The sequence below is a fragment of the Pleomorphomonas sp. PLEO genome (assembly GCF_041320595.1).
Taxonomy (GTDB): Bacteria; Pseudomonadota; Alphaproteobacteria; order Rhizobiales; family Pleomorphomonadaceae; genus Pleomorphomonas.
On the sequence record NZ_CP166625.1, the window covers coordinates 3590285 to 3613000 of the forward strand.

The 22716-nt window shown below is 60.6% G+C and carries 20 protein-coding genes and 1 pseudogene; 10 read left to right on the forward strand and 11 right to left on the reverse strand.

Annotated features, from left to right (window positions below):
- The first annotated feature begins 188 nt into the window (after positions 1-188).
- From AB6N07_RS16715 to AB6N07_RS16735, 5 genes are all read left to right on the forward strand, one after another.
- Positions 189-740 (forward strand): GH25 family lysozyme, encoded by a 552-nt coding sequence (locus AB6N07_RS16715; protein WP_370674200.1) that lies wholly within the window; start codon positions 189-191, stop codon positions 738-740.
- Positions 741-853: 113 nt separating this feature from the next.
- Positions 854-1348 carry a lysozyme inhibitor LprI family protein gene (locus AB6N07_RS16720; RefSeq protein ID WP_370674201.1) on the forward strand — a complete coding sequence of 165 codons (495 nt, stop codon included), beginning with the start codon at positions 854-856 and terminating at the stop codon, positions 1346-1348.
- 133 nt (positions 1349-1481) lie between these two features.
- Positions 1482-2105, forward strand: a complete 624-nt coding sequence (locus AB6N07_RS16725) for an ATP-dependent Clp protease proteolytic subunit (protein ID WP_370674202.1) — start codon at positions 1482-1484, stop codon at positions 2103-2105.
- 126 nt (positions 2106-2231) lie between these two features.
- A complete protein-coding gene (locus tag AB6N07_RS16730) occupies positions 2232-2618 on the forward strand; it encodes a hypothetical protein (protein ID WP_370674203.1) in 387 nt (128 codons plus the stop codon).
- Positions 2619-2656: 38 nt separating this feature from the next.
- Complete coding sequence (locus AB6N07_RS16735) at positions 2657-3457, forward strand: YdcF family protein (protein WP_370674204.1); 801 nt, start codon at positions 2657-2659, stop codon at positions 3455-3457.
- A 9-nt stretch (positions 3458-3466) separates the two neighbouring features.
- Here the strand turns inward: AB6N07_RS16735 and AB6N07_RS16740 are convergent, their stop codons facing one another.
- The 3 genes from AB6N07_RS16740 to AB6N07_RS16750 form a co-directional block, all read right to left on the reverse strand.
- Complete coding sequence (locus AB6N07_RS16740; protein ID WP_370674205.1) at positions 3467-3832, reverse strand: DUF3253 domain-containing protein; 366 nt, start codon at positions 3830-3832, stop codon at positions 3467-3469.
- A complete protein-coding gene (locus tag AB6N07_RS16745; RefSeq protein ID WP_370674206.1) occupies positions 3829-4518 on the reverse strand; it encodes a DUF599 domain-containing protein in 690 nt (229 codons plus the stop codon). The genes AB6N07_RS16740 and AB6N07_RS16745 overlap by 4 nt, the downstream gene beginning before the upstream one ends.
- Positions 4519-4592: 74 nt before the next feature.
- On the reverse strand, positions 4593-6479 hold the full coding sequence (locus tag AB6N07_RS16750; RefSeq protein WP_370674207.1) for an ABC-F family ATP-binding cassette domain-containing protein: 1887 nt from the start codon (positions 6477-6479) through the stop codon (positions 4593-4595).
- A gap of 143 nt (positions 6480-6622) precedes the next feature.
- Between AB6N07_RS16750 and AB6N07_RS16755 the strand changes: the two genes are divergently transcribed.
- The 3 genes and pseudogenes from AB6N07_RS16755 to AB6N07_RS16765 all read left to right on the forward strand — a co-directional run.
- Positions 6623-7654 carry a histone deacetylase family protein gene (locus tag AB6N07_RS16755; RefSeq protein ID WP_370674208.1) on the forward strand — a complete coding sequence of 344 codons (1032 nt, stop codon included), beginning with the start codon at positions 6623-6625 and terminating at the stop codon, positions 7652-7654.
- An 80-nt stretch (positions 7655-7734) separates the two neighbouring features.
- The gene (locus AB6N07_RS16760) at positions 7735-8127 is read left to right on the forward strand and encodes a VOC family protein (protein ID WP_370674209.1); all 393 of its coding nucleotides are present in this window, start codon (positions 7735-7737) and stop codon (positions 8125-8127) included.
- A gap of 49 nt (positions 8128-8176) precedes the next feature.
- Positions 8177-8521 (forward strand): annotated as a pseudogene (locus tag AB6N07_RS16765) (VOC family protein); the annotation flags it as partial.
- Positions 8522-8557: 36 nt separating this feature from the next.
- On the opposite strand, the gene AB6N07_RS16770 reads toward AB6N07_RS16765, so the two are convergent.
- Positions 8558-9169: a class I SAM-dependent methyltransferase gene (locus tag AB6N07_RS16770; RefSeq protein ID WP_370678265.1), complete on the reverse strand. Its 612-nt coding sequence runs from the start codon at positions 9167-9169 to the stop codon at positions 8558-8560.
- Positions 9170-9216: 47 nt separating this feature from the next.
- Positions 9217-10446, reverse strand: coding sequence for a DUF3419 family protein (locus AB6N07_RS16775; RefSeq protein WP_370674210.1), 1230 nt, complete (start codon positions 10444-10446; stop codon positions 9217-9219).
- Between the two features lie 348 nt (positions 10447-10794).
- On the opposite strand from AB6N07_RS16775, the gene aspS reads away from it, so the two are divergent.
- A complete protein-coding gene (gene aspS, locus AB6N07_RS16780; RefSeq protein WP_370674211.1) occupies positions 10795-12576 on the forward strand; it encodes an aspartate--tRNA ligase in 1782 nt (593 codons plus the stop codon).
- Positions 12577-12668: 92 nt separating this feature from the next.
- On the opposite strand, the gene AB6N07_RS16785 is transcribed toward aspS, so the two are convergent.
- Positions 12669-14846, reverse strand: coding sequence for a hypothetical protein (locus AB6N07_RS16785; protein ID WP_370674212.1), 2178 nt, complete (start codon positions 14844-14846; stop codon positions 12669-12671).
- Between the two features lie 137 nt (positions 14847-14983).
- Entirely contained in the window at positions 14984-16153 is a 1170-nt protein-coding gene (locus AB6N07_RS16790) for a hypothetical protein (protein WP_370674213.1), read from the reverse strand.
- Positions 16154-16437: 284 nt separating this feature from the next.
- Between AB6N07_RS16790 and AB6N07_RS16795 the strand changes: the two genes are divergently transcribed.
- On the forward strand, positions 16438-18096 hold the full coding sequence (locus tag AB6N07_RS16795) for an EAL domain-containing protein (RefSeq protein WP_370674214.1): 1659 nt from the start codon (positions 16438-16440) through the stop codon (positions 18094-18096).
- 23 nt (positions 18097-18119) lie between these two features.
- Here AB6N07_RS16795 and AB6N07_RS16800 read toward each other — a convergent pair whose 3' ends face one another.
- The 4 genes from AB6N07_RS16800 to AB6N07_RS16815 all read right to left on the reverse strand — a co-directional run bounded on the left by AB6N07_RS16800 (position 18120) and on the right by AB6N07_RS16815 (position 22587).
- Positions 18120-18404, reverse strand: coding sequence for a DUF6455 family protein (locus tag AB6N07_RS16800; RefSeq protein ID WP_370674215.1), 285 nt, complete (start codon positions 18402-18404; stop codon positions 18120-18122).
- Between the two features lie 315 nt (positions 18405-18719).
- Complete coding sequence (gene glpK, locus AB6N07_RS16805; RefSeq protein WP_370674216.1) at positions 18720-20207, reverse strand: glycerol kinase GlpK; 1488 nt, start codon at positions 20205-20207, stop codon at positions 18720-18722.
- Between the two features lie 87 nt (positions 20208-20294).
- Complete coding sequence (glpD, locus tag AB6N07_RS16810) at positions 20295-21788, reverse strand: glycerol-3-phosphate dehydrogenase (protein ID WP_370674217.1); 1494 nt, start codon at positions 21786-21788, stop codon at positions 20295-20297.
- A gap of 331 nt (positions 21789-22119) precedes the next feature.
- Positions 22120-22587, reverse strand: coding sequence for an Lrp/AsnC family transcriptional regulator (locus AB6N07_RS16815; protein ID WP_370674218.1), 468 nt, complete (start codon positions 22585-22587; stop codon positions 22120-22122).
- Positions 22588-22716: the final 129 nt, after the last annotated feature.

Genomic DNA, 22716 nt, shown 5'->3' on the forward strand with positions numbered 1-22716 from the left:
GCCAGCCTTGCCGCTCGTCTCGTAAATCCGATCGCCCTCGGCTCACTCGCCTTCGGCCTGTCGGCGTGCGCGTTATTTGATTTCGGTCCGCCGGGTCCTGACGATTATCCGGTGAAGGGCATCGACGTCTCTTATTACCAGGACGATATCAACTGGCGCTCCGTGGTGGCCGACAACACCGCCTTTGCTTGGCTGAAGGCCACCGAGGGGGGGACTGGTACGACCCCAAGTTCGACGCCAACTGGTATGGCGCGGCCATGGCGGGCTTGCCGCGCGGCGCCTATCATTTTTGGTATTTTTGCCGTCCGGCGATGGAACAGGTGAGCTGGTTCCTGCAGCACGTGCCTTACGATCCTTATGCATTGCCGCCGGTACTCGACATCGAGTGGGTCGATTCCAAGAACTGTCCCGGCCATCCGCCGCGCGAAGTGATCATTTCGGAAGTGCGAATCTGGCTCGACGCTATCGAGCGCTACTACGGCAAGCGTCCGATCATCTACACGTCGATCAGCTTCTACAACGATCGCCTAAGAGGGGCTTTCCCTGGCTATTTTGTTTGGATAGCCTCCTACAAGGGGCATCCGGTGGTCCGCGATCCCAGCTTGCGTTGGAATTTCTGGCAGCACACCGAAGCCGGACGGGTCGCTGGTATCCGCGGACGGGTCGATCGCAACGTCTTCAACGGTTCGATCCGCGAATGGCAAGCTTTCCTGCAAGGTCGGCTCCGCCCAGAAAGTTAGAAGCACCGTGCTGAAAGCGGGGAATCGGTTTTCCGCAAAAGCGGTTTGATAACAAAGAAAGGGAGCTACGCTTTTGCGTTCGTCAGAACGTGCGTTGCTCCAGGGAGATGCAAATGCGGCGGATTGTCATTCTTTGTTTAATTGCAGCCGCGTTTTTCGCCCGTCCTCTCCGCGCTGAGGAAAACAACCCGGCCAAACCGACCGATGCCGACCGCGACGTGATCACCGCCTGTATCGACAAGGCGGGAGAGGAGGGAGCGAGTGCGCTCCGTTGCGTCGGTGCCGTATCCGATCCTTGCCTTGCCGAGCCAGGCAACGACAACACAGTGATGATGGCCGCCTGCCTCGAACGCGAGTCCACGATTTGGGACGAGCGTCTCAATGCCGACTATCGGGCGCTGCTCGCGGGGCTTGAGAGCGAGGCAAAGGACAAACTCAAAGCCGGCCAGAAGGCCTGGCTGACTGTGCGCGATACCACCTGCGACGTAGAGAGCGGGTTCTGGTTGGGCGGAACCGGCTTTGGCGGCGCGGTGGCGGGCTGCATGCTGAGAGAAACTGGCGCGCGGGATCTGTCACTTGTCGCTCTGCGTGCTTATCTCGAGCAGTGAGTGAGCCGTTCACCCTGTCCATCCGGTTGGGTTGCCGTCTGCTCCCCTGATGAGATACGAATGGGTCCATCAGGATTTGCGAGTCACGAGGCCCGACCCCTTTGTCGCGGCCGCCACCCACGAGAAGGTCCACATGATTTCCAAGGATCAGGAATACGTCCGCCTCGACGACGAGGAAGAGGAGAAGGACGAAAAGGCCAAGGATGCGACCCAAGCACCGCAGGTCGATAAGTATCTCTTCAAGTCGCGCACGGTTCTGATCACCGGCCAGGTGACCCAGGAAATGGCCAAAGACGTGACGTCACGTCTGCTGGCACTGGCGGAGGCGAATGCGACCGATCCGATCACCGTCATCGTGTCGTCGCCTGGCGGCCACGTTGAATCCGGCGATATGATCCATGACATGATCGGCTTCGTGGCAGCCCCGGTGAACATCATAGGTACGGGCTGGGTGGCGAGTGCTGGTGCACTGATCTACGTGTCGGTGCCCAAGGAGCGTCGCTTCTGCACGCCCAACACCCGGTTCCTTCTTCATCAGCCGTCCGGTGGTACCGGCGGTATGGCCACTGACATCGAGATCCAGGCGCGCGAGATCATCAAGATGCGCGATCGTCTCAATCGGATCTTCGCCGATGCCACCGGGCAGCCTGTCGAACGCATCGAGAAGGATACCGATCGCGACTACTGGATGAGCGCCGAGGAAGGCATCGCCTATGGTCTTGTCGGCCGGGTCGTGCGGACTGCCACGGACATCTGAAACCAGCATGGGCGGCTCGGATGGGCCGCCCATCGTTTAGCTTGTGGCGCCTGCGTCGTTGACGTTCAGGAAAGGGCGCTAAGCCGATCAACGGATTGACCTCCTCGCGTTCCTCGGATCATGTCCATGCTGGGGAAGCTATGGCGCCGCCTGTCGGCGGGGAGGACGAGATTGATTGGCTTTAGAATGATTGCCCTTTCGATTGGCTTCAGCCTTTCGTCCGGGATGGCACTGGCTCAGTCAGCCAGCCCCTATGACATGACTTACGCGCTTCGCGACGGTAAGCCGACCCCGCTTTACACAGATATGAGCGAGAAGGCGGCGAAAAAGAGCACGCTTTCGGGCGATGCCAAGGGCATTGTGCTACGCTGGTGCCGTGACGAAATTCCTTTTGGTTCCTGGCAGTTCGGCAGTCGGAAGACTCAGCTTGCGCTGCTCGATGCGCGGTGGTGTGAAATCTCCTACAATGGCGTTGTCGGCAATGTGCCCGGCAAGGTTCTGACTCCTCAGTAGCGGGACCGGATTCGCCTTGGAGAAGGAGGGCCGACAAGGTGTTCTATGTGCTCTCCAAGCTCGGCTTCCTGTTCCTACGCCCATCCAACGCGCTTCTTCTGGCGTTGTTGTTCGGTGTGGGATTACGAGTGTTTGGTTGGCGGCGGCGGGGCGCTGAGCTGATTGGCATTGCGCTCGGCATTCTTGTCATTTGCTCTTGGACTGGTGTTCCAACGATCCTGCTGAGACCGCTCGAACAGCGCTTTTCGGTGCCGGACGACCCCGATCGCCTGAATCCGGCCGGCATTCTGGTACTGGGCGGTGTGGTTGACAGCAGTCTGTCGACCGAACTCCATTCGGCCGAGCTCATTGATGGGGCCGAACGGCTGGTCGTTGCCGCTGAGCTTGCCCGGCGCTATCCCAATGCCCGGATTTTGCTATCGGGCGGCTCAAACGGCGTATTTGCCAATAACGATGTCGCCGAATCGGCCGTTGCCAGGGATCTTCTGATCGAGTTTGGCGTACCGGCGGCCCGAATTTCCATCGAGGACCACTCTCGCAATACACACGAGAACGCCGTCTTCAGCTTTTCCGCCGCTGAGCCGGCACCGCAGGAACAATGGCTGCTGGTGACCTCTGCCTTCCACATGCCGCGCGCCATCGGTACGTTCCGCGCCGCAGGTTGGAACGGCGTGGTGGCGTGGCCGGTCGACTATCGAAACGGTGCCACCACGGACTGGTTCGGTGGCAGAACAGCCGCCGAAGGACTGACCATGACCGATATGGCCGTCCGCGAATGGATCGGCCTCGTAGCCTATCGCTTTGCCGGGTACACGGACGCGTTGCTGCCACGGCCATGAGACGCCGCTTCAGTCCTCGTCGTCGTCCAATATAAAATCGTCGTCCAGCAGATCATCTTCCGGCTTCGGAGCCTCGTACACCGGCATCGGCTCTCCTTCAGCCCGCAGGCGGATGCGGTAAAGGCCGCGCACGCGGTCGGGATCGACAGGTTTGCCCTTCCTGATCATGATCACCTTGCCATCCTTGGCGAGGCGCGCCGCCTCGTCCTTGATCGGCTTCATCAGGCGGCGCCAAACCTTCTCGTCCTTGCCGGCGATGGCGCGAGCGACGGCGTCCGGGCTGATGGACTTGCCGGCAGGCGACTCGGCGGCCATTTGCAGCAGGACGTCACGGATTTGGCCGGCCTTGACGCGGCGCGGATCGACGTCGGTCACTCGTATCTCCTCATGGCCTTGACGGCGTTGGAGGTAAACTGGCGGCGCGCGAGCACCACCGCGATGAAGGTCGAGCTAAGGATAAACGGCAGCGGTCCGAGGAAGCAGCCGAGATAGCCGATCGACATGAAGAAGGCGCGAAGGCCGCGATTGAAGTTGGTTCCGGCCACCACGATAATCGACGACGCTCGTGCCACCGCCTTGTCCATTTCCGTGGTGTCCGCCTCGGACGGCGGCGGCAACGCGCCAAGCAGGATGGAGCCGAAGTTGAACATGCGATAGGCCCAGCCGAACTTGAAGAAGGCATAGGCATAGATGCCAAGCAGGCCCATCACCTTGTACTCGAAGGCAACGGGATTAGTGGCCGTGAGTTCTGAGAGCGCCGAAACGAGGCCGACAGCGTGATCGACCGAGTTCAGCAGCGTGAAGCCACCGCCGATGGCGAGAAGCGAAGTTGACGCGAAGAAGGCGGTGCCATTCTGCAGGCCGGCCACGATGGCCGTATCAACCATGCGGAGATCCCGCGTTGCGGCCTGCCTTACCCAGCCGTGCCGACCGATATTGATGAAATGGGTGAGCGAATGCTTGGACCAGGGGCTGTTTTCGGTAAGCCAAGCCTGTCCGAACCACATGGCGAGGAACCAGACGAAGGCAGCGATGTCGAAAGGCGTGAAGGCGGTCGTCATGGCGGTTGTCCGGAGAAGCAGATCAAGTCGACGATATAGACTCGTAAAACAGGGTAAAAGCGGCCGGGTGACAATCAGCCTTCCGTCACCTCGGCCTCTTCATATTCGGCCGAGAGCGTCAGCCACTCTTCCTCAAGTGTATCCAGGCCACGAAGGGCGTCGGCCCTTTCCTTGGAGAGCCTTGCGCCTTTGGCGGGATCGCTTGTGAACAGGGCGGGATCGGCAAGCGCCGCGTCAATACGGGCGATCAGCTTTCGCAGCTTGTCCATGTCCGCTTCGATGCCCTGGATGCGTTTCCTGAGCGGGGCGAGCTGGACGCGCCGTTCAGCGGCGAGGCGACGACGATCGGCGTTGGTGACTTTTTGTTCGTCAGGCTTCGTCGATGTCCGGTCGGCGTCGCCGGACAGGATGAAGCGTTTGTAGTCGTCCATATCGCCATCGAAGGGCGTAATGGTACCTTTGTCCACCAGCCAGAGACGATCCATGGTCGCGTCGACCAGATGTCGGTCGTGGCTAACCAAAATAACCGCCCCCTCGAAGTCGTTGAGCGCCTGAATCAAACTCTCGCGGCTATCGATGTCGAGATGGTTGGTCGGCTCGTCGAGGATCAGGAGATTGGGTCCATGGAAGGTTGCGAGACCCAGAAGCAGGCGGGCTTTTTCACCACCCGAGAGTTCACGGGCCGGCGTGTCCATCTTATTGGTGTCGAGACCCATCTGGGCAACACGTGAGCGCACGCGGGCATCGGGCGCGTCCGGCATCAGGCGGCGAACGTGCGCGACGGCCGTCTCATCAGGATGGAGTTCATCGAGCTGATGCTGGGCGAAGAAGGCGATCTCCAGTTTACCAGCCTTGATGATATTGCCGGAGAAGGGCGTCAGGCGGTCGGCCAGGGCCTTGGCGAAAGTCGATTTGCCATTGCCGTTCTTGCCCAGAAGGGCAATGCGGTCGTCGTCGTCAATGCGTAACGTCAACCGCTTCAATACCGGTTTTTCCGGGTCGTAACCGAGATCGACCTTGTCGTAGGTGACGATGGGCGGCGCCAGCTTGGCCTTGGGATTTGGGAAGCTGATCTGCCGGACATTGTCCTCCACCACGGCGTCGACAATGTCGAGCCTCTCCAGCATCTTGATGCGCGACTGCGCCTGTGTTGCCTTGCTGGCCTTGTAGCGGAAGCGATCGACGAAGGCTTGCAAGTGCTTGCGCCGCGCCTCGATCTTTTCGCGCGCCTTTTCCTGCAGCAGCATTTTCTCCTGCCGCTGGCGGGCAAATGAGGTGTATCCGCCTTTCCACAGCGTCAGCTTTCCGTCGGATAAGTGACAGATATGATCGACGGCGGTGTCGAGAAGGTCGCGGTCATGGCTGATCAGCACCACCGTATAGGGATAGCGCTGGACATAGTTGGTGAGCCAGAGCGTGCCCTCGAGGTCGAGGTAGTTGGTCGGTTCGTCGAGCAGCAACAGGTCCGGCTCGGTGAACAACACGGCGGCAAGCGCGACTCGCATCCGCCAGCCACCGGAAAAGTCGGCGCAGGGCCGCCGTTGATCGGTGGCATCGAAGCCGAGACCGGACAGAATGGTGGCGGCCCGGGCCTCGGCCGAGTGTGCCTCTATGTCAGCGAGACGGACCTGGATTTCAGCGATGCGGTGCGGATCGGTGGCCGTCTCCGCCTCGGTCATCAGCGCGGTTCGCTCGGTATCGGCGGCCAGCACGAAGTCGATCAGCGAGGTGTCGGAGCCCGGTGCCTCCTGGGCAACGCGGCCGATGCGAGAGCCGCGCTTGAGGTCGATCGAGCCGCTCTCGGCTGCAAGCTCGCCGGCAACGATGTTGAACAGCGTCGTCTTGCCGGTGCCGTTGCGACCGACAAGGCCAACCTTGGCGCCATCGTGGATGGTGACGGAGGCGCCCTCGATGAGGGTGCGGCCGACGATACGGTAGGTGAGATCGGAGATGATCAGCATGGTCGGGCGATTTCGCCCGAACGGCCGCGAAAGGCAAGACGGCCGGCGCGAATTTCCGCCTCCGTGTCGTCTTTTCGCCCTTGCCGACACAAACGACCGGTGTAGCGTCGGGTTTCTTGATCGTCGCTTGACCGGAATCGCTTATGAAAACCGTCTACTCCTCTCGACACCGCCTGCATGCTGATAACCAGGAACTCAATGCCGGAGTCATCACGCCGGCTTTCGAGCTGCCGGTTCGCGTTGACTTTATTCTGAAGCGGATTGCGACGGTCGGCCTTGGCGAGGTCATCGAGGCGGCGCCCGTCGATGCCTTGACGTCGGCGGCCAAGGTGCACGACGCCGGTTATCTCCAGTTCATGGCCGACTTCTGGACGCTGTGGCTCGCCGAGGGGCGAACCGGCCCGACCATGCCCTATGTCTGGCCGGCGCGCGGTCAGCGCGATATCAGGCCCGAACACGTCAACGGCCTGATGGGATACTACTCCTTCGACGGCGGCGGCTCCTTCGTCGAAGGCACTTGGGAGGCCGTACAGTCGGCGGTCTGGTCGGCGGTCGGCGGTGCCAAACTGATCGATGGCGGCGAGAGGGCTGCCTATGCGCTGTGCCGTCCGCCGGGCCATCACGCGGGATCGTCCACCATGGGCGGCTATTGTTTCATCAACAATGCCGCCGTGGCCGCCCAGTGGTTCCTGGATCATGGCGCCCGCCGCGTTTCCATCCTTGACGTCGATTATCACCATGGCAACGGCACGCAGGAAATCTTCTACCGGCGCCGAGACGTGCAAACGGTGGATCTGCACGCCGACACGCGCTTTGCCTATCCGTTCTTCTCCGGTCGTGCCGACGAAAAGGGCGAAGGGCAGGGCGAGGGCTTCGCAGTCAACTTGCCAATGCCGTTCGGGACTGCCTGGGACACCTGGAGCGACGCACTCGATGAAGCCTGCCGCGCAATCGAAGCCTTCGGACCGGATGTCGTGGTGGTATCGCTCGGCCTCGACACCTTCGAAGGCGATCCGATTTCAAAATTCAAACTGAAGCGCGAGGACTATCCCAAGATCGGCGCCCGTATCGCCCGCCTCGGGCGTCCGACTCTGTTCGTGCAGGAAGGCGGTTACGCCGTCGAGGACATCGGTCACAACGCTGTCGGCGTACTCGCGGGCTTCGAAGGCGTCTGACAGGTTGCGTCAGCATATACTCCTGACATGGGCTGGCAGAGCAATCGGCTAATGTCTCTCCATCAAAAGGAGAGACAAAAATGCTTGATCACATGGGTTTTCCGGCCGTCGACTACGACAAGTCGAAGGCCTTTTACGACAAGGCACTGGCGCCTCTCGGCGTCTCGGTGGTGATGTCCGTCTCGGCAGAGGAAACCGGCGGCGACGCCTTTGCCGGTTACGGAAGCGACGGCAAACCGGACTTCTGGGTGTCGACCGGCAGACCGGCCGGTGAGATCATGCACTTCCACGTCGCCTTCGTGGCCAAGGATCGCGCCACTGTCGATGCCTTTTACGCCGAGGCGATGGCAGCCGGTGGCCGCGATAATGGCGGGCCGGGGGTTCGGCCGCACTACCACCCGAACTACTATGCGGCCTTTGTGTTGGATCCCGATGGCAACAACATCGAAGCAGTCTGCCACAAGCCGGAATGAAAGGATGGCGAGCGACGGCATATCCGCCGCCGCTCGTCCCCTAACCATCATGTTTGATCATATCGACTGTCCAGTGACGGATATCCACCGTTCCGTCGCCTTCTATGACGCATTGCTGGCACCGCTCGGCATCGTAAGGCTGATTACGCGCATCGCCTCGGATGCAACCAGCGCTTCGAATGCCGGCTACGGCTACGATGGTCACGCCGGCTTTTGGCTATCGAACGCGAGCCGCAAGGGGCATATCCACATTGGCTTTTCCGCCGCGACGCGGGAGGCGGTAGTGGCCTTCCACGCGGCGGGGTTGGCGGCGGGCGGTACGGACAATGGTGGGCCGGGACTTCGTCCTTACGCACCCAACTATTTTGCCGCCTATATCATCGATCCCGACGGCCACAACATCGAAGCGGTGTGTCGCGCGGAACACAGATCAGCGAAGAGTGCCGAGTTGCGCATAACCGCGCGCCGGCCGTTCGAAGGTAAGAGTCCGACCACTCGCCTTCGCGAGGCGAGCCATTTCCGTTTCCAGGCTGGCGCGCGGCGTAACGTGGAAGAGAGAAAGCCAACCGTGGAGAAGAGCCCGGGCCGGGATTCCCAGCCCCTCGCAGAAGCCGAAATCGACGACTGACAGGCGCCCTCCATCCTTGACCAAGGAGAGACCATGCGCCAGCGCCGTCGTCCAATCGGGGATCATCGACAGCGTGTAGGAGAAATAAACACGGTCGAAACGTGCAGTTCCGAAAACCGCATGGGGGTCAAAGACGCATGCGTCGCCTTCAGAGAGACAAACGCTGAGGCCTGAGCGTTCTACGTTGCTGCGTGCCGTCTTCAGCATTTCGGCCGAAATGTCGAAACCAAACAGACGGGCACCTGGATAACGCCGGCCGGCCGCGATGAGGTTGCGACCGGTGCCACAGCCCATCTCCAGCACGGTACCATTGGGTGGAACGTTGAGATCCTCGATCATGCGATCGCGGCCAAGCAGGTACGGTTTGCGCGTCGCGTCGTAGATATGCCGGGTTAGCCGGTACATGCGGTCCATGGCCGCCTTCTGGCCATCTGACGACCGAGGGGCCGAGGCCGGGACGCTCACGCCGACGCCCTCACGTAGAGATGGAAGCCACCATAGATCGACGAGCGATCGCGGGCGATATAACCCGCCACCGTTGACGGGTCATAGGACCAGCGCGATCGAATTTCAGTAGGCAGCACAGCCTCAAGCGGGCTGTCAAAGCCAGCGGTGCGGAAGATGACGCGGGCCTCGGGGCGGGCCGTCCGGGTGATTTCGGTCCACAGAGCGATCATCTGGACAGGCGTCATCCAGTCCTGCGCATCCAGCAACACATAACCGTCGAGGCTGCCGGCGGGCATCTCGGCCAGCCGGTCGGTCATCGACGCCTGCACGGCGACGACGCGGTCGGCATTGGCGCGGATGGCGTCATAGGCGTCGCGGCCGAGGTAGGGCGGAACTGCCCGGCGGCTTTCGCGGTCGTAGCCGCGGCCGAAGGCCTGCCAGGCAAAATAGTTGTCTTCGAGGGGAAAATCGCAGGCAAGGCGGGAAAGGCGCTGCCGCAGCAGGCCGGCCAGATCGCCGCCGGCGTCGGCGGAGAGGTAGGCGAACTGGGCTGGCGGGATGCCAAGACCGTAAAGCGATACCGGCATGCGGCATAGCCAGCGGACAAGCCGTGAATCAAAGACCGGCGCCAGGTTCTCCTCGAACAGACGTCGCTGGTCGTCGAGCCCCCGAGCGGTCAGCATGAGGCGCGGGTTCTTGCCATAGGCACGAGCGAGCAGATGCATCATGCCGATAAAGCGGCCGAGCAGACCGTAGCGGTAAATGTTGCGGGTGAAGATGGCGATCTGCCGACGGCCGGTCAGGCCTCGCTTTTCCCAATAGGCGCGGGCATCTTCCGGCAGATGGTCGCGTAAGAAGCGGTCGTAGCGGGCAGTATTCTCGCGTTCGTCGGCATGACCGAAGAAGCGGAAAAAGCTCTCATGATTAGGCAGGTGACAAGCAGCGGTCAGCTTCAGCTTGAGCAGTGCGATGTGAGCCGGGTTGAGATCGACCGCGATAATCTCGGCGGGGGATGCGGTCAGGTAATTCATGACGTTGCAGCCGCCCGAGGCGATCGTAATGATGCGCTTGTCAGGATTGAGTTCCAAAGCGGCCATATCGACGGCTGGGTCTTCCCATATCTGCGGGTAAACCAAGCCGGAGAAGGCAAGGGTAAACAGGCGCTCGAGAATGCCCTGCCGGCTGGTCAGCTTGTTAGCGTGCACCGCGTTTGCCAGGAGGTCCTTGGTCTTCTGCTTGCTCATGGAAGCGTCCCCATCGGCCGGCAGGTGGGAATGGTCCTGCGAGTCGCCTTGCGGCCTGCCGTCTGAGCGAAGGCTTCTCCCACAATCGGATGACACTATTCCGACGAAGCCGGCAAAGTCGGAAGCAACAGGCTTTAAAAACGCCGGCAATGGAAAATTCTTCCGTGGATGTTGATCTTATTCCGGACCGCAACGGAGGTGTCGGTCAGCCGGTGAAGCGCGTAATCCACCGTCTGAATTCTTGACAAATCCGCCCCGCCGTGCGCTTGTCGCGGCCACAGATCCGGCCGCCCCAAGGCGAGATTCCGGAGCCGTTCCCGACGGATTAAACGAGACAGGACGATCATCATGCACGCCTATCGCTCCCACACCTGCGGCCAACTTCGAGCTAGCGACGTTGGGCAGAATGTGCGGCTGTCCGGCTGGGTGCATCGCGTGCGCGATCATGGCGGCCTGCTGTTCATCGACCTTCGCGACCATTACGGCATGACGCAGGTCGTGGTTGATCCCGACAGCGGCTCGTTCAAGTTGGCCGAGACCTTGCGCGCCGAGTGGGTGATCCGTGTCGACTGCCTCGTTCGCGCCCGCACGCCCGAGACGATCAACGCGAACCTTCCTACCGGCGAGATCGAGGTGTTCGCCAACGAGATCTCCGTGCTGGCTCAGGCCAAGGACTTGCCGCTACCGGTGTTCGGCGAGCCGGACTATCCGGAGGACGTGCGCCTCAAGTATCGCTTCCTCGACCTTCGCCGCGAAACGCTGCATGGCAACATCGTCAAGCGGACGAAGGTCATCCGCTCCATGCGCCGCCGCATGGAAGATGCCGGATTCACCGAATATTCGACGCCGATCCTGACGGCCTCGTCGCCGGAAGGCGCGCGCGACTTCCTGGTGCCGAGCCGTATCCACGCCGGTAAATTCTACGCCCTTCCGCAGGCGCCGCAGCAGTACAAGCAGCTGCTGATGGTGGCCGGCTTCGATCGCTATTTCCAGATCGCACCCTGCTTCCGCGACGAGGATCCGCGCGCCGACCGCCTGCCGGGCGAATTTTACCAGCTCGATCTCGAGATGAGCTTCGTGACGCAGGACGACGTCTTCAACACCATGGAGCCAGTCATCCGTGGCGTCTTCGAGGAGTTTGCCGAAGGAAAGCCGGTCACCCAGCAGTTCCGGCGCATCAAGTATGATGATGCCGTCCGTCTCTATGGCTCGGACAAGCCCGATCTTCGCAACCCGATCGAGATGCAGGCTGTGACCGAGCATTTTGCCGGTTCCGGCTTCAAGGTGTTCGCTCGCATGATCGAGGCCGACCCGAAGACGGAGGTCTGGGCTATCCCGGCCAAGACGGGCGGTAGCCGTGCTTTCTGTGACCGCATGAACTCCTGGGCGCAGGGCCAGGGACAACCCGGCCTCGGTTATATCTTCTGGCGCTCCGAGAATGGTGCGGTGGAAGGGGCTGGTCCGCTTGCCAAGAACATCGGACCTGAGCGTACCGAGGCGATCCGGGTTCAGTTGGGCCTCGCAGAAGGCGATGCGGTGTTCTTTGTGGCCGGTGATCCGGCGAAGTTCTACAAGTTTGCCGGCGAAGCGCGTAACCGCGTCGGCTTCGACCTGAACCTCGTCGATACCGAGCGTTTCGAGCTCTGCTGGATCGTCGACTTCCCCTTCTACGAGTGGAGCGACGAAGACAAGAAACTCGACTTTGCCCACAACCCGTTCTCTATGCCACAGGGTGGCCTTGAAGCGCTTAACGGGCAGGATCCACTGACCATCAAGGCTTTCCAGTACGACATGGTCTGCAACGGCTACGAGATGGCCTCCGGCTCGATCCGCAACCAGTCGCCGGAGACTATGGTCAAGGCTTTCGAATTGGTCGGCACGTCCAAGGCCGAGGTCGAGGAACGTTTCGGCGGCATGTACCGCGCCTTCCAGTATGGCGCGCCGCCACATGGTGGCATGGCGGCCGGTGTCGATCGCGTCGTGATGCTACTGTGCGGCGCGCAGAACCTTCGCGAGATTACGCTGTTTCCGATGAACCAGCGTGCCGAGGATCCGCTGATGGGGGCGCCATCGGAAGCCTCGCTCAAGCAGCTCCGCGAATTGCATCTGAAGCTGAACGTGCCGAACTGATCGGCAGGTCGCCATAAAAGACAAAGGCCGGGGAGGGCGCCTCCCCGGCCTTTTCTATTTGGGTATCGTCGTGTGCTCTGGCACGACAGGCTTCACTGATTGGCTGTTACGTCGACGTTCAGGACCCGGATGAGGTCGTTCGGTTTATCGGTATTGACCTTCTCGAGCTCGGCAAAGGGAACCGGCTTTTCCGGCGCGATCGTCAGGGTTATCGACTTCGGATCCTTGATGAAATCGGTGATCGGTCCCTCGAACTTCGCTTGCAGTTTTGGATCGTCAAGGAAATTCAACATCAGCGGCAGAGCGCCAGCGGTGTTCTGGCGGAATTTCTCGCCATCCTGATCAAGCTTTTTCGCCTGCGCCTCGAAGGCTTTCTCGACGATGCCGCTATTACCATAGGTGAGCGAAGCGGAAACCAGCGTCGCCTCGTTCATGCGCGCTTCCATTTCATCTGGCTTTTCGACCAGCGACAGTGGCAGGCCGCCGAGATGTAAGTCAGCGGAAATAAGGCCCATGTTGGTTGCCTTCAGGGTGAGGTCCTCGAGCCAGAGATCGCCCTTTTCGGCATCATAGGTCAGCGTCATGCCACCGGACAAATCGAGAGTGTCATATCCCATTGCTGTGAGTTCGGAGACCAGCGTCTCATCGGACAGCAGCGACACCGGCAGCGACAGCGAGGTGAACGTGAAGTCGCCTCGCTGGGGCAGGGTGCCCAGATAACTGCCACTGGTGAGGGCGAGCGAATCGAGCCCCACCGACCCGAGTGGCGATTCGATCGACAGCGCGCTGAGCTCGACAAATCCGAATGACGTGCCGCCGTTGACAATGGCGTCATGCATCGCCTTGCCGGAGGGTTGCTTGCCTTCGGAGGCGTTCATGCCGAGTTCCATAAGGGAGGCGAGAGAGCCGAAACGAATATCCTGCAGGGTCAGCAAGGACAGGCTGAATTTTGACGATGCCGCCTTGGAATCGGCCGTGATGTCGCGCAGCGTAAAGGCACCGATGCCATTGCCATCAAGCCCGTTACCATCGAAGCGGTTGATGGCAAGATCCAAACTGTCTCCTGCCTTGACCTCCAGCTTATTGGCCTGGACGAAATCCACACCCATGAGCTGGGTGTAGTTGGGCAGGATGGTGGAAACGAATGAGAGGGGATCGGCCTCTATGCGCTTGGGATCATCAAGCGCCTCCGCCACCAGCTTCACCAAAGGTTGGCCGGTCTGACGCATGAATACGTTGTTGGCTTCGATGTTGCCGATGCTGGCAGTTGCCCCATCGAAGGCGAGCACAACGTTGTTGACGCCATACTGCGAATAGATGGTGCGCACCTTGCCGTCGCCTGCGCCGCCCACATACTTGGATGGGTCGAGAGTTTCCAGCGCCGCGCCGAAATCCATGCCGATGACGTAGGTACTGTCGATTGTCATCGACTTCAGCGGCGACGTCTCGTCCTTGGGCTTTTGCTCCGCCGAGTTGATGCCCGCCCTCTCGACACGTCCTTCGTGCAGGCCGGACAGGTAAGCCAGCGAATAGGTGGTGATGGAGTCACCCTCGGTCATGCCGCTGGTTTCTATCTGGACGTTGTTCATCTCCGCCCAGTCGGCCCGAATACCTGTCGTCCACGTCGCATAGCTGAAAATCTTCTCGTAGAGCGGACGGTCTGCCGGCAGAGCCTTCGGCGGCGGCGGAAACACCAAGCGTTCGACGAGCAGGGTTTCCGCCGACAGGGCGTAGTCGACCACCGGCGGCCGCGTGGTCTCTGCGTCGGCCTTGGATTTCTCGGAGGGCGGCGAAGCATCTCCGTCGGTGTGGGTGTCACCACGGCTCTCTTGGGCCTTGTTGACCGGCTTTTGCTTCGTCGAAGGTAAAGGTACCTTGTCGAGTTCTTTGTTGGCGCCGGCTTCCAGCGCGGCCAGACCAGGGAACCATTTGCCAACGTCCAGACGGATGTCAACACTGTAGCTGGAGCCGCGAATGGCGTGGGCGGCGAAGGCGCCGCCCGGTGCAGTCCGCGCATCTTCGACCGACAATTCGTCGAAATGGACGGCGATGAGATTGTCGTCGATGTCGCCGAAAGTGACGTCATCCAGCGTTACTGTTTGTGTCGCTGGATCGAAACTGCTGGTACCGATGGTGACCGGCAGTCCGAACGCAGCCGAGGCGAGCCATTCTCGGACCAGGGTCTCCCGCGGCGTTTCCGCCTGGGCAAGCGAGGGGCAAGCAAGTGCAGCAAACGCGGCAACTACGCCAAGCGAAGCGCTGGTCCTCATGGACGATCCTCCCGGATGTACAGTTTTCGAGGCCGGCGAACCGGCCCCTCCTATTTGCTGACGTTTCGGGCAACTCGCCACTGCCGACGTTTGACCACTATCGAATGAGCCGGCCCGCTGACGGGCCGGATTCCTAGTCAGTTCGTGTCAGTGCCTTCGCCCGCCTCGCCGCCTTCCGTTTCCGGTTGGTTGGCAATAACGTCAGCCTTGAGGAGGTCCGGAAGGGTCTGCGGAGCGGCCTGCGAAGTCGAGAAAAGCTCCATAAGCGCAATCGGCGTCGATGGCTTGGCAGTGATGGTCAGGTTCTTGGGATCTTTAAGGAACGTCGTCACGCCCTGGGCCAGTTTGTCCTGAAACGGCTGGTTACCGATCACTGACAGGAGCAGCGGCAGGGCACCGGTAATCTGGCCAACAAAGGCAGCCGGCTCCTGGCCCATCTGCTTGGCCTGTTGGGCGATGATACGACCGGCCAACGAGGCGTCGCCATAATAGACCGAGGCCTGCTTCAAGGTGATCTTGCCAAACGCGTCCTGTGGCGGGTTAGGCTGCTTCAGTCCCTTGACAACATCGGCAGTAAGCCCGCCGAAAGTGCCCGTCAGCGTCACGGTGCCAAGATCGGTGCCGGCAATCGTGATTTCGTTGACCATAAGGTCGCCGGTCGCCTCATCAAGTGAGCCGGAACCGTAAAAGCCTAGCGTCAGTTTGTCATAGCCCATGGTCTTTAGCTGAGCAGCAAACTGACCGCTCTCATCCACCGCCGCCGGGTCGATTGCGATACCTTCCACCGACACGTCGATGGCATGCGGCACGTCGTTGGCATAGTCGGAAAGATCGAAGTCCGCGCTGTCGACGACGACTGGAGCCTTGCCCGGCTGACTGAGCGAAATACCCTCGGCGGATACGGCATCGACGCGATTGCCCGTTTCCTTGCCGGTAAATACAGGAGCTGTCAGCTCGAGGGACGAAACGGAAAGGTTATCGCCCTTATTGCTGCCGGTAATATTTTCCGCAACGATCGAGTCAGCGCTCAGCGTGTCGCCCTCGACAGAAGGATTGGCGACGGTCAGCACGTCGATTTTCGTCTCGCCACCGTCTCCAGATTTGATCGAGACGTTATTGTAGACGACCCCCTCACTCGACTGGGTTGGCGTTCCCAGCGTGAAGGTCGCTCCCTTGTCCGTGGCCAACAGCTTGGTCAGCGCCGCCGTTACCTGTTCTGGCGTCGCCGCCGAGAAGGCTGGTCCGGCGAGGCCCGCGGTCAACGCCACGACAGCCACGGTAAGAGACCAACGACTGGAAATCGTCATTTCAAACTCCCAATAAGTCTTTATCGGCAAACAGAGATAACCCCACGCCTTTCGAGACTGGCATTGTGGCCAAATGACGGTCAGCGCACAAGCCATGCCTCTGGCCTATTTTATTGATGAAGCGTGCAATCTGTCGGTTTCAAAGAAAGATGAGGGCGCGGCGTTTGGGAAACCATTTGTTCATCCAGCCCAAACAAAGATGAATGATCGAAAGACGGCATCTGTTCCCGTGTGCAAGACATGTGGGTGCCAAGTAGCGGATCGAAGACCGGAATGGATGCGACGTGAAGCTCAGGTGGTTGAAATGGCTCCGGCTCCTTGCCCTGTCGGCGGTTGTGACAACCGTTCCGATCGCCGCCGCCGACTACGTTCTTTTCCAACATGCCATTTCAACCGGACAGGCCGAGGCTGATTCCATGGCGGCGCGCTATCTGACGCGTGCCGAGACGACCGTCGCCGAAGCATTGAGAGTGCTCGCCGACCTCAGGGTCAGCGGCCGCGTGAGCTGTAGTCTTGCCGATCGAACCACTTTTGGAATGGCGGCCTTCAACTCGGAGTTCATCGTACAGATCGGACTGACCGACGAAGCCGGTACGCTGATTTGTGGCGAACCGATGGGTGCCCTCGCGGCACCTGCTCGGTTGCCGGTGGCCGAGAAAGGCGATCCGTCGGTCATGTTGTCGGTGTTGAGCGATGGAAAGGACAGACGGCAAGCCGTCGTCACGTTGCGAGTCGACGACCAGTCGCGTCTCGTAGCCCGCCTCGCATCGCGCGCACTCGATATCGATGCTGGCGCCAGCTATTTCGAAGACTCAAGCACCGCCTCCGTCTATCTCGACGACGGGTCCGAGTGGAGCAAATTCGCCGGCAAGTGGACGGAGAGCGACAAGTCGGCCGCGCTGGTATCTGTGGTCTCTTCCGAGCGCTATCCGATCAAGGTTCGAGTGGCGGTCGACCAAACGGCGGCCCAGAAATCGATTGCCGGTCTTCGTACCATCACCATTATTCTGTCTACGATGGCCGGGCTAGGCGTCTTTATCATCGTCACCTGGTCCATGTGGCGCCAGTCCGAGGGCGACAGCTTCTCGCGCGCCGTCGATAACCATGAATTCTTCCCCTACTACCAGCCGGTGTTTGACTTGATGACCGGAGAAATTCGCGGTGCCGAGGTGCTGGTTCGTTGGCTGCGGCCAGATGGCACCATGGTACCGCCTGGCCAGTTCTTGGCCTACGCCGAGGCGACAGGCGCCATTCGCGACATAACGCGTCAGCTCATGACTCAAACGGTAGCCGACGTTTCCGACATCTACGACAAGAATCCCGGGCTCAAGCTGGCCATCAATCTTACGGCCATGCATTTCAACGACCTGGAGATCATGGACGACATCAAGCGGATCTACGGCAATTCGAAGATCCGCTATGAGCAGCTCTGCTTTGAGGTAACCGAGCAGCATCCGCTTAAGGACCTCACGCTGTCACGCGCCATCATCGGCCGCATCCAGGCGCTTGGCGCCTCGGTCGCCCTCGACGATGTCGGCACCGGGCACGGCGGTCTTGCCTACCTACAGAAGCTTGGCGTCGATATCATCAAGATCGACAAGATGTTCATCGACCACATCGGTACCGATCATTCCTCACAGACGATCGTCGACACTTTGGTCGAGCTTGGACATCAGCTCGGCCTGGGCATTGTTGCCGAAGGCGTCGAGCGTCCAGATCAGGTGGAACACCTCAAATCGATCGGCGTCGTCCAGGCGCAGGGATATATCTACTCGCCGCCGATCCCGGTGAAGCAATTCCGCGAGTTTGCGCTGAAGTCGCTCGAGCGCGCGAAATCCGGTCTGGCTACGCGCACCGACAAGCCGGTCGAAGTCTCCGACAGCTTTGCCTCCCTAACAGTTTCAGTCGACGACGACGAAAACGGCGAGGCCGATGCCGCCTGATCTCGCTCCGAGAAGCCAAGCGGTCAGAAGGACGACGAAGCTGCGTCGTTGCTAATTTCTTCGAAGAGATCGGCGTTACGGCAGAACTTCGGCGGGTGCACGGCACCACGGATCGCTGTGATATCGAGCCAGACCTTGCAGGCGTCGAGTTCGGTGCATTCGTGGCATCGATCGGCAGCCAACTTGCGCTCGATGCCCTGCAGGACCTGATCGGAATCGAGCGTCATCGCCATGCGACGCATGAGTTCCGGTTCCTGATCACAGCCACAGGCGTCTCCGCCTGCCTTGGAGGACGATTTGTCGATCATTCACACCTCCATATTCATACTGTCCAATGCAATCATGATTAGCCTTTAGGCTAGCCTCGGCGATGATTTGGATCAAAACTAGGTGGAAGTGATCACCCTTTTCAGTCAGGGTAAGTTGAAGCTCGGTAATTTTGTTTCGACTGAAAGAAACATCCTTCTCGTCGATCGTGTTGACAATCAGTCCCATCTTTATCTCCGCGAAAATACTATGCGGAAATTGAACAGGGATTGGGTAGTCGACGGACCAAAGCACCGTGGCCGACGCTATCCGGCCCGCCATGTCGCCTGTATTGGAGGTGGCGGGCCGGTGTGCTTTCAGGTGGTCAACGTTCTCCTGACGGCGTCGGCCCACCCTGCGAGCTTTCGTTGCCGGATGTCGTCGTCCATCTGGGGCATGAAGCGACGATTGCGCTTCCAACTGGCGGAAAAACCTTGCATGTCCGGCCACACGCCCGCCTTGTGACCGGCCAGCCAGGCGGCGCCGAGGGCGGTGGTCTCCAACACCAACGGACGGTCGACCGGCGCGTTCAGGAGGTCGGCGAGGCGCTGCATGGTCCAGTCACTCGCGACCATGCCGCCATCGACACGCAGCACCGTTTGCGATGCCCCTGTCCAGTCGCGGCGCATCGCCTCGAGCAGATCGTGCGTCTGGTAGCAAACCGCTTCCAGTGCGGCGCGGGCAATCTCGGCCGGCCCGGTGTTGCGCGTCATCCCATAAAGAGCGCCGCGTGCTTCCGCGTCCCACCACGGGGCGCCAAGGCCGGTGAAGGCAGGCACGAGATAGACGTTCTGGCTGGGATCGGCGTGGTCGGCCAAAGCCCCGGCCTGATCCGATCGTTCGAAAAAGCGCAGGCCGTCGCGCAACCACTGCACGGTAGCGCCCGCCATGAAGATCGAGCCTTCCAGCGCGTAGGTCACCTTACCATCGAGGCGGTAGGCGATGGTCGACAGGAGCCGATTGGACGAACGAACGATCTCGGTGCCGGTGTTGAGCAAAGCGAAGCAACCGGTTCCGTAGGTGGACTTGAGCATTCCCGGTGAAAAGCAGGACTGGCCGACAGTCGCGGCATGCTGGTCGCCGGCGATGCCTCGAATGGGGATGGCGACGCCGAACAGATCGGGGTCGGTTTCACCGAAGTCTGCGGCGCTATCGCGCACGTCTGGCAACAGGGCGCGCGGCACGCCAAAAAGGCGCAGGAGGTCGTCGTCCCATTCTCCGGAGGCGATGTTGTAGAGGAGGGTGCGTGAAGCGTTGGTCGCGTCCGTCGCATGCACCCGGCCGCCCGTGAGTCGCCAAAGCAGAAAGCTGTCGACGGTGCCGAACGCGAGGCGGCCTGCCTCGGCGGCTTTGCGCGCACCCTCCACGTTGTCGAGCAGCCAGGCGATCTTGGTGCCGGAAAAATAGGGATCGAGCAGCAGTCCGGTCTTTTCGCGCACCATGTCTTCAGCGCCGTCGGCCCTCAACGCGGCACAGCGATCGGACGTCCGACGGTCTTGCCAGACGATGGCACGGTGGATGGGTTTGCCAGTGTCGCGGTCCCAGATCAGCGTCGTCTCGCGCTGATTGGTAATCCCGATGGCCGCGATGTCCTGTGGCGACACGGCGGCGCGGGCGAGGGCGTATTGCATGGTCTCCAGCGTGGTATGCCAGATATCCTCCGGCTCATGCTCAACCCAACCGGAATCCGGAAAATGCTGAGGAAACTCCTGTTTTCCCACGCCTTTGACGCGATACTCCTCGTCGAAAACGATGGCCCGCGTCGACGTGGTACCCTGATCGATCGCGAGTACAAATTCGGCCATGGTCGGTCTCCTCCCGTCCCTTGGTTTTGCTTGAGTTTTAGTTGTTCGCTAGGGCAGCGCAAGCGCCGTTCCAAAGCCTCCACTGGCTCAGCGCAGGCCGGCGATGAAGACATCTATGTCGGCAACTGCCTCTTTCGGCACGCGGAGCCCCAGCTTGGTGCGTCTCCACAGTATGTCGTCGGCGTTTTTCGCCCATTCCTCTTTAACCAGATAGCGCACCTCGGCTTCCGTCAGGCCAGCGCCAAAGTCGCGTCCGAGGTCGGCGGTAATGGTGGCGCCAGCAAGAATTGCTTCCGTCCGGGTGCCATAGGTATGGGCCAACCGTCCGATCAGCCCCGGATCGATGCCAGGACGAGCCGCGACAAGACGCGTCTGGTAAGCCTCGAGGCCTCCGGCAGGAATATCTCCGCCAGGCAGTATCGCACCCTTGGTCCAAGGCGCGCCTCGTGCGCCGATCGTTTGTTCGATGAGCTCCAGCGCGCTCTCAGCAAGACGGCGATAGGTGGTGATTTTGCCACCAAACACGTTGAGCATCTTCGGCTCGGCTTTTTCGCCTGCAAGCTTCAGCACGTAATCGCGCGTCGCCTCCTGCGCCTTCGAAGCCCCGTCGTTGTAGAGCGGACGAATGCCGGAATAGGTCCAGACGACGTCGGAGACGGTAATCTGCTTTTCGAAATACTCCGAGGCGGATGCCGCGAGATAGGTCGTCTCCTCGCCGGTGATCCGGACGTCCGCCGGATCGCCGGAATAATCGCGGTCCGTGGTGCCAATCAGAGTGAAATCGCGCTCGTAAGGAATGGCGAAGACGATGCGGCCGTCCGCGTTTTGGAAGATGTAGGCGCGGTCATGGTCATAGAGTTTCGGAACGATGATGTGCGAGCCCTGCACGAGACGAACATTATGCGCCTCCGGCATATCGGCGGCGGAGCGCAGCACTTCATCGATCCACGGTCCGGCGGCGTTGACGACGAGACGAGCGGTGACGGTGCGAACGGCGCCGGTTTCCGTGTCGGTGAGTGTCACAGCCCAGTGGTCGCCGACGCGGACGGCTCTCGTCACGCGAGTGCGAGTGACAATGGTGGTGCCACGAGCAGCGGCGTCGATGGCATTGAGTGCCACGAGGCGAGCATCCTGCACCCAGCAGTCGGAATATTCGAACCCTTTGCGATAGCCGGTCTTCAGTGCTCTTCCCGCGGCGTCGACGCGAAGATCAAGCGCCCGGGTGGCCGGCAGCCTCTTCCGGCCGCCGAGGTGATCGTAAAGAAAAAGGCCGAGCCGCAGCAACCACGCGGGCCTGAGGCCGGCATGATGCGGCAGGACGAAGCGCAGCGGCCAGATAATATGCGGCGCCATGGCCCAGAGGATTTCCCGTTCCGTCAGAGCCTCACGGACGAGACGGAACTCGTAGTGCTCAAGGTAGCGGAGGCCGCCGTGAATAAGCTTCGTCGACGCAGAGGACGTACCGGATGCAAGATCCCCCATCTCGGCCAATAGCACCGAGTAACCGCGCCCCACTGCATCGCGGGCGATGCCACAGCCGTTGATGCCGCCACCGATGACCAGGATATCCACGTCCGCCATCGCCACTCTCCGGGTCACCGCCGCTTCCAACGGCTAGCTTTCACGTGAAGGCGACGCTAGCAAAATTACGAAAGCAAATGAATAAAAAACGAAAGTACCGATGAAATTTTGCGAAGGCGAGTCGGAACGGTGGCGCTCGCAATGGAACATGGGGCGGCGTTCGGCCTCCTATGTCAGCGAGCCTGACATGACAGCCGTTCTCACGATGGTCGGTGATTTCAAAGAAAAACGGAACTGATCGGTGGAATGCGGCAATTCTTTTGGTGCCGGCGAAAGGCTGCTCACACGTCCTTCTCGTCTCTTCGACGTAGAAGAGGACCTGTGGTACCCGTTACACCCGGATCGGCACCGCCGTTGTCCGCTTGATGGCCTTCAGCGCCACGAAGGAGCGGAGCGAAGCGAATCCCCCGACGGCAGTGATCAGCCGCTCGATCAAACTGGCAAGTTCTCCGAGATCCCTGACCATGACTTTCAGAAGATAGTCAGCGTCGCCGGTCTGTGACCAACACTCCACCACCTCGTCGGCCGTGTCGACAAAAGCTCGGAAAGCTTTGCCCGTCTCATCGTCGTGGTTGCGCAGGCCGACCAGCGTGTGGGCGATAATATTGATGCCAAGACGCTCGGGATCGAGGATGGCGACGATATCGCGGACGTAACCATCGGCCCGGAGGCGTTGCAGGCGACGGGCGCATTGGGTGGGCGAGAGATGAACTATCTCAGACAACTCCGCCTGGGTCATATCCCCCTTGGCCTGGATGGCGGCGAGAAGGCGTAAGTCGAAGACATCCAGTTCTTCCAAGGCGCGCAACTCCGAAAAAACAACCACGCAAGAAACATGCGCAAGCGGGCCGCATCATGCTGAAAATCTTCACTGCGGGCAATTGCCATTCCGGAAATTGCAGAGAAATTTCCGCAGAAGCCCATTAAG

Bases quoted from the DNA above. Each gene is read 5' to 3' on its own strand.
- AB6N07_RS16720 (WP_370674201.1), top strand. From the start codon at position 854: ATGCGGCGGATTGTCATTCTTTGTTTAATTGCAGCCGCGTTTTTCGCC.
- AB6N07_RS16750 (WP_370674207.1), bottom strand. From the start codon at position 6,479: ATGCTGATCATCTCCGATCTCACCTACCGTATCGTCGGCCGCACCCTC.
- AB6N07_RS16760 (WP_370674209.1), top strand. From the start codon at position 7,735: ATGCTTGATCACATGGGTTTTCCGGCCGTCGACTACGACAAGTCGAAG.
- glpK (WP_370674216.1), bottom strand. From the start codon at position 20,207: ATGGCCGAATTTGTACTCGCGATCGATCAGGGTACCACGTCGACGCGG.
- AB6N07_RS16730 (WP_370674203.1), top strand. From the start codon at position 2,232: ATGCTGGGGAAGCTATGGCGCCGCCTGTCGGCGGGGAGGACGAGATTG.
- AB6N07_RS16775 (WP_370674210.1), bottom strand. From the start codon at position 10,446: ATGAGCAAGCAGAAGACCAAGGACCTCCTGGCAAACGCGGTGCACGCT.
- AB6N07_RS16770 (WP_370678265.1), bottom strand. From the start codon at position 9,169: ATGGACCGCATGTACCGGCTAACCCGGCATATCTACGACGCGACGCGC.
- AB6N07_RS16755 (WP_370674208.1), top strand. From the start codon at position 6,623: ATGAAAACCGTCTACTCCTCTCGACACCGCCTGCATGCTGATAACCAG.
- glpD (WP_370674217.1), bottom strand. From the start codon at position 21,788: ATGGCGGACGTGGATATCCTGGTCATCGGTGGCGGCATCAACGGCTGT.
- AB6N07_RS16800 (WP_370674215.1), bottom strand. From the start codon at position 18,404: ATGATCGACAAATCGTCCTCCAAGGCAGGCGGAGACGCCTGTGGCTGT.
- AB6N07_RS16725 (WP_370674202.1), top strand. From the start codon at position 1,482: ATGATTTCCAAGGATCAGGAATACGTCCGCCTCGACGACGAGGAAGAG.
- AB6N07_RS16785 (WP_370674212.1), bottom strand. From the start codon at position 14,846: ATGAGGACCAGCGCTTCGCTTGGCGTAGTTGCCGCGTTTGCTGCACTT.
- AB6N07_RS16790 (WP_370674213.1), bottom strand. From the start codon at position 16,153: ATGACGATTTCCAGTCGTTGGTCTCTTACCGTGGCTGTCGTGGCGTTG.
- AB6N07_RS16745 (WP_370674206.1), bottom strand. From the start codon at position 4,518: ATGACGACCGCCTTCACGCCTTTCGACATCGCTGCCTTCGTCTGGTTC.
- aspS (WP_370674211.1), top strand. From the start codon at position 10,795: ATGCACGCCTATCGCTCCCACACCTGCGGCCAACTTCGAGCTAGCGAC.